Below are 13,578 nucleotides of genomic sequence, written 5' to 3'. Positions count from 1 at the left end.
TTTTTCATGCCATAGGCTACGCTTTTTTCGTTTGTTGTCTACATTGCACTTGAATATCATGAAATGTATTTCCTGAACTTTCATTTGGTAAATCCCTATTTCCATCGATTTCTATTCCATACTAGCAACCATCAATAAAAATAGATTGAAATACATTTACATTAATCCAACAAGTTGCATTAATATCATCTACACATTCTACTTTCAAATATATTGTGATTTGAAAATTTTCAATTTAAAAAAAGTTAAACTTTTTTTACTTTATTTAATTATTAGCACCATTATATGCTACATGTCGTTTCTCAATCCGTTCTTCAATTTCTTTCATATTTTCTTTATTACTTAATAGTGATTGTTTATTTTCTATTAATAATTGTTTGAAAGATTTTCTCACTTTTTTTCTCATTGTTAGTTTCCTCCTTAACGATTACAAATAACTTATCAAAGGATGGTTTATTTAAAAGATAAGTAATTATCTGTGTAGACTTATAATAATTGATTGTTGTGAAATCCATTTGAACTTCATATGAAAACTAAGTTTATATTCTGACAACTTTGTGAACAAAAAAAGAAAGGTAGATCAAAATTATGTTTGATCTACCTTTCCATACCCTTTAAAGCATATTAATCAATATTTCAGGTCTTCCCCAATTCATTTCGCCGCAAACGAATCGTAGTTTTTCTTCGTTCATTGTGTGTAACCCTTCTTCTAACGAACATGAAATTGGAACTTCACAATGAATTTGCGCTAATTGTAAAGAGATATTTAAATTCTCTAAATCACTTTCAATTTTTGTGCGCTGCGCTTTCGTTAATGATGCTATATTTTCTAGTACTGCCGATACTGTGCCGTATTCTTGAATAAGCTTATACGCTGTTTTTTCACCAATACCTTTTACACCTGGATAATTATCACTTGTATCTCCCATGAAAGCTTTCGCATGCACGATTTGCCAAGGTTCTACACCTTTCTCTTCCATGATTTTTTCCGGTGTGTAATACTCGTAATTTCCAATTCCTTTACGAAGAAGCATAACTGTAACATTCGTATCAACAAGTTGAAGTAAATCTGTATCACCTGTCAAAATATAAACTTCCGCTTCATTGCAATATTGTTTTGCAAGCGTACCGATGCAATCATCCGCTTCATAACCTTTCATACCGATTACAGGCATAGATAATTTCGCGGTCATTTCTTGTACTAAATCAAATTGCGGAATTAATTCTTCCGGCGGTGCTGCACGGTTTGCTTTATAATTCGAGAAAGATTCCGTTCTAAATGTCGTACTTCCCATATCCCAGCACGTTACAATGTGCGTTGGTTCGATTGCTTGTGTTGCTGTTAATAAATGCTTCATATAACCATGAATCCCATTCGTTGGGGTACCGTCTTGTCGTTTCATAAATTGTCCATATACACTTGTTGCGTAAAAAGCACGAAATAATAGTGCCATACCATCAACTAATAATACTTTTTTCATAATTCCTCTCCTACTAACAAAAAATAATAACCTCACGTTATCACGTAAGGTTATATATAGATTACCATTCTACGTTTTTGTTCAACTTTGTCTATTATACATTGTTTTTGTATATTTAGCATCATTAACACATTAAGACATTCTACCGCAACAAGTATGAAGTATTCCTGAATACGTATTTTTACCTGTCAAAACAACTACAGCCTTTGCATTTCCGTCAACAATATACGTACCTTTGAAACATACATTTTCAAGTTCAAGTGGATTATAGTCTTTCATCCGTTTTAATGGAATAAATCGTTTACGTTCAAGATGATAGCAACTTTCAAATTTCTCAATACTAGCATCGTTTCCTGTCAGCATAGATTCATTTACTAATAAATCATTTGCATAAATAATACGTACATCTGCTGGCACTGTATCGCCCTCTGCAAGAAAAATCATATCTCCAGGTACAAGCTCTTGTACTGGTAATTTTATCATTTTTAGTTCACTGTTTAGTCCTGTTACGCTACAGCCAGCTACTCTAGAAACAGTAACTGTTTCACATTGTAATTCATCACGCATATTTTGTTTTGAAAGACCCGGGATTATTCCACTTAGCTTCATCATTACTTCTGCAATACGCGCTCTTTTTGAAGTTAATTCATTTCGACCGTATACTTGAATACGCTTTTGTGCCTCTTTCATAGATAGTCCGTCTCTTGTTGTTTTAAAATACGCAAATACAGATTTTACATCTCTTGTTGCGATTTCAATTAATAAATCTTTATTTTTTTGAAGCATTGTTTGTTCTTTCATTGCTTTTTTACTTAATTTATACGGAGTGTTACCCACACTTTTATTTACATATAACATATTATCGTCTCCTCCTTTACAACATAGGAAGAAACGCTTTGTTTCTCAATTTATCCACTTCACCGTGAAAGTGTCTAGCGCTTAAATACTCGAATAAACGCTACATTATGATAAATATAAAGGGAGGAACAAGTCGTTTCCTGCCTACATCATATATTTTTGATTTGAAGTATATGGGTAACGGAACCGAGTCAGAATTTGACATGCTCCTCACCTCCTCTTTAATTTTTTAGTTATAATCTATACTATGAAATTACTCATAGCTTGGTAACAAAAAAGACCCTTACTCATAAGAGAGCAAAGGTCATTGCATACACAAATAAGCGATTCCCAATATAATTAGAAATCTACGGACCTCTCCCTCGCCGAGTTTTAGCACTGTATAGCATAGGTTCATTACCAGCTACGTTAAGAAAAACCTTAATTCGATCATTCCTGTTGACCCATTGGCGTCTCTCGACATTTTTGGGCAGTAGCATTTCTCTATACAGGAGCCTCACCTAACAGAGACTTATTTTAATTACATAGAAAATGTTACTCCTATTTAAAATAGATGTCAACACTTTGTATGGAAACTTTTCCTTATTACAACAACTATCTCGAGTTCAGTACACTAATACGCATCCTTCTCAGCGTTCGGCTACATAAAGTGAAACTTTAATCAGTGGGGGTTTTGTTCATCCCCCACTGATTATTAGCCTTCACCAATCGGGCTTTTACGGGCAGTTAATCTCCCAACTAACTGCTTTGCTCCAGCTGAATTTTGAGGTGGAAGTTTTACTGCCCTCAAATAGCGGGATAAATTAATTAAGCACATATTGCAAAAAATTAGCACATGAAAAATAAAACCCTTACGTTAAAATGTAAGGGTTTTAATATGTTACACAACCAGCAATTACAATTCCGATGGAAAGTGATAAAAACATAAGGAAAAGACCAACTGCTTGATTATCTTCTTCAAGGCTTTTATTAATATTAAAACGTGGTGTAAGCCATTCTGCTAAATAAAAGACAATAATTTGAGCTAATATCCCAACAGCTCCCCATGAAACCATATCAAGAATTGAAATAGAATTAGCAGCCGTTGAATATAAAACGATAGCAAGACCAAGTAATCTTCCTCCAAGTACATAGCTTACCGCTTTATTCCCTTGAGCCATTAACTTAAATTCCTTAACTTTCGTTGTCACTTCCATAAGAAAAAGACCGATACATAAAAGTGCAAGTGATACTGCTAAATATAGTAAAAAATTAATCATTTATTTTCCTCCTTCTTAATACCTACCGGTAAATAATACGATTCATTTCCCGTAATTTTTTCTCCGGCACGTATACCGATGCTGCTCGCTTTTCCAGCAATTAAAAAAGCCCCAAACACGTACGACAGCTTCTCAATTCCTTTTTCAGTTTCCAAAAATACAACTGGAAGCTCTGTATATTTCTGAAATATAGGAAGTGACGATTTATACGTTTCATGTGCATTTCGAATCATAATATTTGTATCCTTATCACGAATCGTAATCGTGTCACCTTCCCTACCGAACGAAGGTTTTTGAACGAAAGGACTTTTCCCCAAAAATAAATCTGGCTCAAAATATGTAGGAAGCATATATTCTTTAATCCACTTTTGTTCCTCACTTGTGTAAAAAGCACCTTCTTCTGCTAATCCCCAAATAAGACATTGAATTGATTTCGGCTGAATTAAAAAGGCCGACAAAGGATTTATAATAAAAAGCTTTCCTTCTTTTACAAGTTGCAAAAGTTCTACTCCCACCAAATCCCCCGTTTCGGGATCTTGATCTTCAATTAAGTCTTCAATTGGATATGTTTGGCGATACAAAACATCAATTGGTACACCATCTCTATCTACTAAAGCATCATCTGTAATTCTAAGTTCTGTCATTGGCATCACTTTATTTTCAACATGACATAGCCCACTCAAATACATAGTCGTATTCCAATCTTCTATATGTTCATGATGAGCTGTGAAAACAACATTTGGATCTTCCATTCCTTTTGTAAACTCCATTACGGCTTTTGTAATACCGGAAGAAAGTAAGCGCTCTTGATTTGCATTTGGATCATCATAGCCTAATTTTTCACAAACTTTTCCATTCATTTGAAAACATTCCACAATAAAAGTTGGAGTGTCACTATTAAACTCAAGCATTTTAATACGATTATCATCTGTTAAAGCAAAATCAAATCGTGAAATAACAGATTCAGGATACATTCCTTTCAGTCTAATAAAAGGCAAGCTTGCATCTGGAAAACCAAGTTCAAGAAGCTGTTCATTAGATAAATCCCGAAGAAGTCTAGCAGTCTTAAAAAATATTTTCCCCATTCGTTCAGTTGCTAATTGTAATTGTTTCATCGTTTGCTCTGTTATTGGAAAAACATGAAACAAACTATACTCACATTCATATAAATCCGACCAGAAATGCGGATAATTCGAATAAAATCCTTTTCGTTTCTTTATGTATTGCGACATATTTTAACCTCCAAATCCACCTTTTGAACCGCTTCCAATTCCACCTTTAAATTCGGCCGAAGATTGATAAGTTTTAAACGCTGATGAATTTTTGAAGGTGGATTTATTTTGATAGTATTTACCACCATAAAAGTAATGTCCACGATAACCTGAACTACTATCATCACACTGCCAAACACCAAGCTCATCATCCCAATCCCAATCAGAACAACTATTATCATTCGGTTCGGGGGGAATATCTTGCGCACAGCCAAATAAAGTGCCCGTCATTAAAGATGTCAGAACACCACCTACTAGCCATTTCGTTTTTGTCACCTTTGCACTCCCCTTTTTAAATTATATTTCTATTATATAAGATGTCATGATAAAGTAGAAGAAAAAGGAAGAAGAGGGATAAAATGCGATTGGAATATCGGCTCAATGATGAAACTAACGGGTATCCGGCTTTATGGAACTACGCAAATATTTCTAATTCTGAAATTGTCGCGCGCATGACTTGTGAATATTTTACAAAAGATGGAAATACATATGTCGTTACTGCAACTTCAGTAGATCCAGACGGGACAGCAGTGTTATATATACAAAAAGAAGTTTTTTTCAACGACCCTTCAGATCCTACATACTCGCACATAGGTTTTGAAATTCGAGAACTAAAGGAAGCAAGCTCAATTATAATAGAAAGTAAAGATGTGTGGAATTACGAGGACATCTTACCCTCTCTCCATTCAGATATTATATATATTCAACGGGATGGAATACATTTGGAATTCACCCTAGATTCAAGAGAAATTGATGAAGACCGCAAGTGCTATATTTATTATGGAAACTTTACAGGTAAATCGAGATAACATGAGCATATTTATTCAACAAAAAAACCTTACGTATAAAACGTAAGGTTTTTTATATAGTCCCACATATGCCGTTATCTATAGATGTCCATAAACCTGCTCTCACAGGTGGATGTTCTCACAAATGTTTGTAACTTCCTTCTTAAAAAGATGGCCTGCTATCTACATTTAAATATTGAACTTCCATATTATACTTATTGGTTTAAGACATACACAAGCTACGTACACCGTAGGAATTTTATATAATGTTAGTTGAAATAAGACCCCCGCAAGTGCCGTTCCTCGTAAATGTCCAAAAACCCGCTACTCGCAGGTGGATGCCCTCACAGTTACCGTACATCTTCCTCCACAAGGAAGGCTTGATGATGGTCACTAAATATTGAGCTTCCGTAAAACTAACATCGGTTTTAGACATAAATAAGTTACGCACACCGCAGGATGTATTATTTACTTGTCGTTATATTATCACATTGTTTCCAATGTGTAAAATATAATATTTTTGAAGCAATCTCTTGCTTGTGACCTTATTTTAATACAAATTATTTTTGCATGCAAGTGATTAATCTTCTTCTTTTGCAATTTGATTTTCTGGATAAGAAATCCAATCACTCCAGCTACCTGTATACAATTTAACATTTTGAAAACCAGCTAATTTTAATGCAACTATGTTCGGACACGCTGTAACACCAGAACCACAATATACGATTGTTTCCTTCTCTTTATCAAGATTTTGGAAACGCCCTTGCTGTTCCTCTTCGTTTTTAAAGTGTCCCGATTCTAAAATTCCATCTTTCCAAAAATAGTTTACTGCCGTCGGAATATGCCCTGCCTTCGGATCAACGAGCTCTTCCGCACCTGCATAACGTTTCGGCTCTCTAGAATCAATTAACGTAATATCTATACCTGCATGAATATTCTCTCTGACCGTTTCCATCGTTACAAGCATATTTTCTTGTATTTCCGGTATAAAAGGTTTTCGTGCAATAACTGGGATATTCGGCGTTGTGTGTAATCCATTCTCTTTCCAAGCTGGAAATCCACCGTCTAATATATACACTTTCTCATGTCCTACATAGTTTAATAACCACCATAAACGAGAAGCCATTGCACCAGCTTGACTATCATACGCAATTACTGTCGTATGTTCATCAATCCCAGCCTGTGAAAGCTTGTCTGCAAACTGCTCTATATTTGGTAATGGATGGCGACCACCATGCTCTATTACAGAACTTGATAAATCTAAATTTAAATCAAAATATAACGCATGGGGAATATGTTCTTCCTCATACTTCTCTTTACCCCAATTTGGATTCGCTAAATCAAAACGACAATCGACTATACGGACATGTTCATCTTCTAAATGCTCACGCAACCATTCGACTGTAACAATCATCCTTAACGCCCTTCTTTCTCGTTCACGCGACCTACATACTCCATAACCATATCTGTTGTAACAAGTTTACGCTGCGGCGCAACGCCGTGTTTTGCAAGGTCATTAATTTGCTTTGTTACCATATTAATTGCATCAACTGAGAAATGTTTTCCATTTGATGCAAGTGCAATCGCAGCCTCAATCGCTGCTTCGCGTTGCGCATCTAATTGTAAAAATATTTTTACAATCTCATTTTGTTTACGAGAATGTGCTGTAATTGCTTTATGTACTTCCATCTTCTCTTCCCCCTAATAATTTATACTTATTTGTTTAATTTCATTGCAAGCCGAATCATATCACGACATACAATTCCATTTTCAATAATCTCTTCTTCATAATGCTTTGAAAAGTAATCAAAATCAATAGAAAAAATACGAAATCCACATTTTTGATATAACGCAAGTTGTGAAATGCTAGAATTACCTGTACCAACTTCAAGTTTGTACATATTATATTCTTTAGCTTTTTCTATTGCATGCAACAATAACCCCTTACCAATACCTTTTCCTTGCATATGTTCTACAACCGCAATATTCATAATTTCCATTGTCTTTGGTCTTGTTTCCAAAAGCACATATACACCGATAATGCTTTCTTCTTGTTTAGCTATATACGTAAACCCTCTCTGTACATATGCATCAATTTGGCGTTCACTTGGATCAGCAAGGAGCAATAAAGATTTCGGTATAGCTTCTTTCGAAATACGCTCTATTACAACAGACATAAAAATTCCCCCTTCCCTATTGTTCTAAACCCCCCTTGTCTACCATAGATAATAGAAAGGAGGGATTCACCATGGACAACAATGAGAAAAAATGCAACGTCATCTCTATTGATGGAAAGAAAAAGAAGAGCGACACATATTCCTATCCAAAATTAGTAGTAGAAAACAAAACGTATGAGTTTTCTTCATTCGTCTTATGCGGTGAAACACCAGACGGCAGACGCTTAGTTCTTACCCATATGATTTCTACTGATGAGTTTGCAGGGTTTGTAAAATCTTTAGATACTGTACTACAAAAGAAAATTGAACGAATCTTTTTTTCATAACGGCTATTTAATATAAATTTCTTTTTCAATTTCTACTAACTGCTTTTGTAGCTCTTCTTTACTTTGTTCATATAGTGATACATCAATTGTTTCAGCTAAAGCGAATAATATACTTTCATAATAATTCTCAACATCTTGCTGCATCACTTTTTGGAATAGGTTCCATTTTGCATCCCACTCTTGCTTATAATGATGAACGAATAAATCTTCTTCATCAGCTACATAGTTTGATACGAAAGGTTCTAACACTCCTTTAGCGTCTTCTTGCATAAAAGCTTTATCATTTTTTTCAAAAAAGCTTTTCTCATTTTTAAAATGTGCCAGTGCCTTTTTAAAATCTTTTATTTCTATTGAAGGAAACGGCTCTTTATGTGTAATAACTTTATATTCATAATCCACTGTTCCACCCATAGAAATCGATTCATTTTCCACTTTGCAATTCACAACAATTTCATCCTTTGCACGCTTCATCGCTTCATCTATCCATTTTTCAAGACGTAATGATGTCGCACGCATTTCTTGTAATAAATCATGTTGAATAAATGAAACTAATTCCATTACACATTGTTGCAACTGCATTTTCACATTCCCGTCTGTTCGTAACGACGCCGGATTAATAAATTCAGTAAACACATCGTTATAGCGTAAAAATAGACGTTGGTGTACATAATAAAGCAATTCTTTCACTTCATTTTGCATTGCTTGCTCTTCAGCAAGTACACTATATGATGAAATAATATGAAGTAGCTGATCACGCTCTGCTTCATATTTTTTTGTTTGCTTCTCTTTCTCATCATTTCCCTGCTTCGCGCCATTTATCATATTTACAAGAAGCTGATTTGCTCCTTGCAATGCACTATATAAAGCGTGCACAGATACAAGCATTAAATCCCTCATCATAAAGGACGTAAATGATTCTTCAAACTTAGCAATCCCAGAGTTTTGTAAAATACCATACTTTTCTTTATCAATACTTTTCCCTTGCTTTTCTTCAAGTGCACATAAACTTGAAATTGCAAATAAACGTGGATTTCTAATACCGTATTGTAAGAGCTGATCCGCAATATAACCTTTTACCATTTCAAGTTCTTCTTCAGATTGTGCTAAATCGGCAGCATTTATTAAGAAGAACATTTTATCAAGTGCAAATGTATCCTTTACACGACCGAGCTGAATTAAAAACTCACGATCTGCGCGAGAGAAAACATGATTATAGTATGTTACGAATAAAATAGCATCTGCGTTTTTAATATACTGGAATGCAACATCCGTATGGCGAGCGTTAATAGAATCCGCCCCTGGTGTATCTACAAGAGCTACTCCTTGCCTTGTTAAAGCACAATCATAATAAAGCTCCATATGCTCAACAAAGCATGATTTTTCTTCATTAGCTACATAATCAGAGAACTCCTCTAACGTAACTTGTACTTGTTCCCCAAAGTGATTAGCAACTGCCTCATATCCTTTTTGTACTGCTCGTAAAAAGCTAAATGTTGTTTTTTGCTTCCCGCTTGGTGAAGGATATTTCATAATTTTATCAATTTGCATTAATGCTTCTTCCAATGTAGCAATTTCATAGTGAAACATTTTATAAACAGCTTTCATATCTTCTAACAGCGCTTGCTCTGACTTAAACTGAACAATTACCGTTCCATGTGGTTTCTCTTCTGTAACTGGCAAAATTTGATTTATTGTTGCTGTCGTTGGGTTTGGCGATACAGGAAGTACCTTTTCACCGAGCAATGCGTTAGCAAATGATGATTTCCCAGCACTAAAAGCTCCAAATAATGCTACTGTAAATTGCTTCGTTTCTACACGCTGTCTTTTTCCAACTACTTCTTGCTGTAAATGTTTCAGTGTAGGCAATGGATCTAATATCGTTTCAGCTTTCTTCACTTTTTCTAATATACGCTGAATATTTAAAGCTTTCGTTCCTTTAATCTCTTCTTCACTAGCCGCTACGTTGTCATTTACAATGTCTTGCTCTTGTAGTGTAAACTTCTCACTAACAACTTGTTTTTTACTTTGTAATATTTCGTCTATTTGCAATCCATCTGGTATAGAAACATGTTCATTCCAAATATCTCCTAAATAGATCTCATATTCCTCATACTTCTTAATGTATTGTAATTTCGTTTCTTTTGCTGTTTGTAACATCGTGTGTTTTTCAATTTCTTCTTCAATACGAGCAATCTCTATCTTCATTTTCTTCTGCAATATACCCGTACTTTTCCCGAAAATTTGCTGAGATTTCATAAAGTATCTTTTCTTTAACTCATTTGCAACGTCAGCAGTATAAAGAAGTAAGTAATCACCGGTAAATCCAGCCCCTTGTTTAATTGTTTCAGCCAACACTTCCGGTCCGAAAGCAATCTCTAACGCATATATGTCTTTCCCTATTTCTTCTGTAAATAACCCTTCTTCTTTTAAGAAGGCTACAATAAATTCTTTCACATGAAAATCAAGTTGCGTTTCAACAGTCTTTTGAAGAGCAGAATAAAAAGCATCTACACGTCTCTGTTTTTCTTGCTCCGTCTTTCCTTTCGCAAATAACAAACCAACTTTAAACTTCGTTAATTTCGTTTCTAAATATTCATTTGCCAATTCTCTCATTTCAAATGGCATTAAATACGCGTTATCTAATATGGCTTGTAAACCTTTTATAAATTCATTTCTCACATCAGATTCTTTACTAGCCGCGCGATTTTTATTTTCAGTTAACTCTTCCTTTTTTTCAACTATCTCTGAAAGTGACAGTGGTGATGCTAATTCTTCTTCATATTTCATGAGATGTTTTTCATTTTCAGAAAGAATAAACGAACAATGTTCTTGCAGTAAATATTCTGTCTCTCGCTCCATTCCCTTTCTTACATACTGCTCTTTTTCTTTCATGATAGAAAAAATTAATGCTTCTAAACTTTGAATTTCATTGTATGGATGATTCATCATTCGCAATGATGTATAAAAAATACCATCTACTTCAATATCCCAGTTAGAAAAAGACTGTTTTACACTATCTCTATACTCTTCAAACGATAACTCATTTGCTTTATGTTTATCTATTTGGTTTACAACGAGATAAACCGTTTTATTACGTTGTTTCAATTCTTTAACAAATTGTAAGTTAACCTCTGATTGAACATGGTTATAATCCATCATATAGAAAATAACATCTGCTAGATGCAGCGTTGATTCTGTCGCTAATTGGTGGGCATCATCCGTAGAATCAATTCCGGGCGTATCAACTAACATAACCCCTTCAGGAATTGGCGCATCATTTCGATAAATATGAACACCAATTACTTCATCACCGTCTTTACATATTTGTTTTAACTCTTCTGCTGAATATGCGCCGTCATATTCATACTGTTCTCCAGACTTAATCGTTACAACAACGCGATTAGATCCTCTTTCAATTTTAACAACGTTAGCACTCGTTGGAATCGGACTTGTCGGTAATAATTGTGCTTTATATAGGTGATTCATCATTGTCGATTTCCCCGCAGAAAAATGACCACAAAAAGCTAGCATAAGCTGCTCTTGTTTATATTTTTGAATCACTTCAAACAACTTCAAACTATTCTCTGCATCACCGTTTTTTTGCCACTCTTCATAAAAACAAACAAGTTTTTTCATACCGTTTGTCTGTACTATGTTTGTCATCCCCTTGTTCCCCTTTATCCAAGATGTATATACTTTATCCCGCTATTTGTGGGCAGTAAAAGCCCGTTTCGTGCGGGATAATAATCAGTAAGGGATAGACCTCCCCGCTGATTAAAGTTTCACTTTATTATCATACTAAATTTTCAGCATATTCACATCAAAAATAAAAAATCCCTTTCATTCTTTTTACAAATGAAAGGGATTTTATGTAATATTATTCATTTTGTTGTTCCTACTCCATTTAATACATACTTTGTAACACCAACATATATAGCAATCGTTCCTGCAACAAGTGCATACACCATATTAACACACCAACCTTTTTTGATAATGATTATCAATTTTAAATACATTTTACCATTAAAGAGAATCATTATCAACAATTTTCTAAAAAAGAAAGCTCCTTCGGGAAAAGGAGCTTTACTGCCTGTTTTAAAGAAGTTTAAAACTTGCTGTGCACTCTTATTATATCTCATAATGCACATCTTAACAGTTTTAAAAATTGGAAATCTCCTCTATACCCTTCACCTTACATTTTGTATAATAAAAGGGATTTACTTAATAAGGAGGAAAATAATGACACGAAATATTCCACAAGGCGAGAGGATACACTCAATTGATATCATTAGAGGAATAGCTGTACTAGGTATTTTTCTTGTTAACTGGCCAGTTATTGCCGGAGTTGACTCAAGTGAAATTTCAGGAATTTACGAAGGAGTAGACAGCTACATCCGCCTATTTTACGATATGTTTATTCAAACGAAATTTTATACTATTTTTTCGTTTTTATTCGGATTAGGTTTTTATATCTTTATGAATCGTGCTGAGGCGAAAACAGATCGTCCGAAGACTTTATTTGTTCGCCGCTTGCTCATTTTATTATTATTTGGGTTCTTGCATTACGTTCTTTTATGGGACGGGGACATCTTACATAGTTATGCAATCGCTGGATTTTTCTTATTGTTATTTTATAAGAGAGAACCTCGTACTATTTTGATTTGGGCATTAGTTTTACTAAGCATTTTTCAATTTTTAATGCTAATTACTAGCATTGGAATTGCCTTAATGCCAAGAGATGAGCTAGGACTCTCCTTACCAATCATCCCATTAGAAGACTGGATGTTACAAATACAAAATCGTTTCCATGCGTTTTATTCTGAAGCAATTGGGCTAAGTGCATTCATGCTTCCAGAAACAGTTGGATTATTTTTGCTTGGTTTATATGCTGGCAAAAAAGATATTTTCCGCCGCTCAAAAGAATTAGATCCAAAACTAAAAAAATGGCAAATTATTATGTTCGTTTTAACATTACCAATGTGGTTCTTTATGGTTCGTTATTTCTTGTCAAAACAACCTTATGATCCGATTTATATGAGCGCCTTTACAATGTTTAGTGGAAAAACATTATTCATCTTCTACATTTTTACACTCATGCGCTTATTACAAAAAGAAAGATGGCAAAAATTATTACGACCATTCCAATATGTCGGACGAATGGCGTTAACAAATTACATCACGCATACAATTGTTACGTTACTTGTATTCGGTCTATTTTTCAAAAATTATTATCCCACTCCATTATGGGTCGGACCACTATTTTGCATCGGTTTCTACACGTTACAAATTTTCATTAGCCGCTGGTGGCTTTCTCGTTATCAATACGGACCACTTGAATATATATGGCGCCTTGGTACGTACGGTAAGATGATGCCACTTAAAAAGAAAAGCAAGGTCTCCTAATGAGACCTTGCTTTT

Annotated in this window: 14 protein-coding genes, 2 other RNA genes, 1 pseudogene and 1 riboswitch; of the genes and pseudogenes, 3 read left to right on the top strand and 14 right to left on the bottom strand. The window is 34.5% G+C overall.

What is annotated here, in order from left to right:
* Window positions 1-19: 19 nt before the first annotated feature.
* From EXW56_RS07985 to EXW56_RS07955, 7 genes and pseudogenes are all read right to left on the bottom strand, one after another.
* A pseudogene (locus EXW56_RS07985) lies at window positions 20-235 on the bottom strand (hypothetical protein); the annotation flags it as partial.
* Window positions 236-265: 30 nt separating this feature from the next.
* Window positions 266-406 carry an FbpB family small basic protein gene (locus tag EXW56_RS07980; RefSeq protein ID WP_002201101.1) on the bottom strand — a complete coding sequence of 47 codons (141 nt, stop codon included), beginning with the start codon at window positions 404-406 and terminating at the stop codon, window positions 266-268.
* A 208-nt stretch (window positions 407-614) separates the two neighbouring features.
* Entirely contained in the window at window positions 615-1,481 is an 867-nt protein-coding gene (locus EXW56_RS07975) for a 5'-3' exonuclease (protein ID WP_002201102.1), read from the bottom strand.
* 132 nt (window positions 1,482-1,613) lie between these two features.
* Window positions 1,614-2,339: a P-type ATPase actuator domain-containing protein gene (locus EXW56_RS07970; RefSeq protein ID WP_215597344.1), complete on the bottom strand. Its 726-nt coding sequence runs from the start codon at window positions 2,337-2,339 to the stop codon at window positions 1,614-1,616.
* 349 nt (window positions 2,340-2,688) lie between these two features.
* Window positions 2,689-2,854, bottom strand: a riboswitch (M-box (ykoK) riboswitch).
* A gap of 357 nt (window positions 2,855-3,211) precedes the next feature.
* Window positions 3,212-3,598, bottom strand: coding sequence for a DUF350 domain-containing protein (locus tag EXW56_RS07965; protein WP_002117799.1), 387 nt, complete (start codon window positions 3,596-3,598; stop codon window positions 3,212-3,214).
* Complete coding sequence (locus tag EXW56_RS07960; protein WP_002201104.1) at window positions 3,595-4,830, bottom strand: glutathionylspermidine synthase family protein; 1,236 nt, start codon at window positions 4,828-4,830, stop codon at window positions 3,595-3,597. The genes EXW56_RS07965 and EXW56_RS07960 overlap by 4 nt, the downstream gene beginning before the upstream one ends.
* 3 nt (window positions 4,831-4,833) lie before the next feature.
* Entirely contained in the window at window positions 4,834-5,145 is a 312-nt protein-coding gene (locus EXW56_RS07955; RefSeq protein ID WP_002158538.1) for a hypothetical protein, read from the bottom strand.
* Window positions 5,146-5,228: 83 nt separating this feature from the next.
* On the opposite strand from EXW56_RS07955, the gene EXW56_RS07950 reads away from it, so the two are divergent.
* Window positions 5,229-5,678 (top strand): hypothetical protein, encoded by a 450-nt coding sequence (locus EXW56_RS07950; protein WP_002201105.1) that lies wholly within the window; start codon window positions 5,229-5,231, stop codon window positions 5,676-5,678.
* Window positions 5,679-5,733: 55 nt separating this feature from the next.
* Here EXW56_RS07950 and ssrS (EXW56_RS07945) read toward each other — a convergent pair.
* The 5 genes from ssrS (EXW56_RS07945) to EXW56_RS07925 all read right to left on the bottom strand — a co-directional run bounded on the left by ssrS (EXW56_RS07945) (window position 5,734) and on the right by EXW56_RS07925 (window position 7,834).
* Window positions 5,734-5,917: non-coding RNA, 6S RNA (gene ssrS, locus EXW56_RS07945), on the bottom strand.
* A gap of 21 nt (window positions 5,918-5,938) precedes the next feature.
* A non-coding RNA gene (ssrS, locus tag EXW56_RS07940) (6S RNA) lies at window positions 5,939-6,121 on the bottom strand.
* Window positions 6,122-6,237: 116 nt separating this feature from the next.
* Window positions 6,238-7,071, bottom strand: a complete 834-nt coding sequence (locus EXW56_RS07935; protein WP_002201106.1) for a sulfurtransferase — start codon at window positions 7,069-7,071, stop codon at window positions 6,238-6,240.
* A gap of 2 nt (window positions 7,072-7,073) precedes the next feature.
* A complete protein-coding gene (locus EXW56_RS07930; RefSeq protein ID WP_002201107.1) occupies window positions 7,074-7,346 on the bottom strand; it encodes a DUF2533 family protein in 273 nt (90 codons plus the stop codon).
* Between the two features lie 26 nt (window positions 7,347-7,372).
* The gene (locus EXW56_RS07925) at window positions 7,373-7,834 is read right to left on the bottom strand and encodes a GNAT family N-acetyltransferase (protein WP_002158541.1); all 462 of its coding nucleotides are present in this window, start codon (window positions 7,832-7,834) and stop codon (window positions 7,373-7,375) included.
* 71 nt (window positions 7,835-7,905) lie between these two features.
* On the opposite strand from EXW56_RS07925, the gene EXW56_RS07920 reads away from it, so the two are divergent.
* Window positions 7,906-8,160: a DUF3931 domain-containing protein gene (locus EXW56_RS07920; RefSeq protein ID WP_000369740.1), complete on the top strand. Its 255-nt coding sequence runs from the start codon at window positions 7,906-7,908 to the stop codon at window positions 8,158-8,160.
* Between the two features lie 3 nt (window positions 8,161-8,163).
* Here EXW56_RS07920 and EXW56_RS07915 read toward each other — a convergent pair whose 3' ends face one another.
* Window positions 8,164-11,823, bottom strand: coding sequence for a dynamin family protein (locus EXW56_RS07915; protein ID WP_002201108.1), 3,660 nt, complete (start codon window positions 11,821-11,823; stop codon window positions 8,164-8,166).
* A 218-nt stretch (window positions 11,824-12,041) separates the two neighbouring features.
* On the bottom strand, window positions 12,042-12,299 hold the full coding sequence (locus EXW56_RS07910) for a hypothetical protein (RefSeq protein WP_002158543.1): 258 nt from the start codon (window positions 12,297-12,299) through the stop codon (window positions 12,042-12,044).
* 100 nt (window positions 12,300-12,399) lie between these two features.
* Here EXW56_RS07910 and EXW56_RS07905 point away from each other — a divergent pair, with 100 nt between their 5' ends.
* Entirely contained in the window at window positions 12,400-13,563 is a 1,164-nt protein-coding gene (locus EXW56_RS07905) for a DUF418 domain-containing protein (RefSeq protein ID WP_002201109.1), read from the top strand.
* Window positions 13,564-13,578: the final 15 nt, after the last annotated feature.

This window comes from Bacillus mycoides, assembly GCF_018742245.1.
GTDB classification, from domain to species: Bacteria; Bacillota; Bacilli; order Bacillales; family Bacillaceae_G; genus Bacillus_A; species Bacillus_A cereus_U.
Note: the sequence above shows the minus strand (reverse complement) of the source record. Positions and strands in the feature narration are given on the sequence as shown.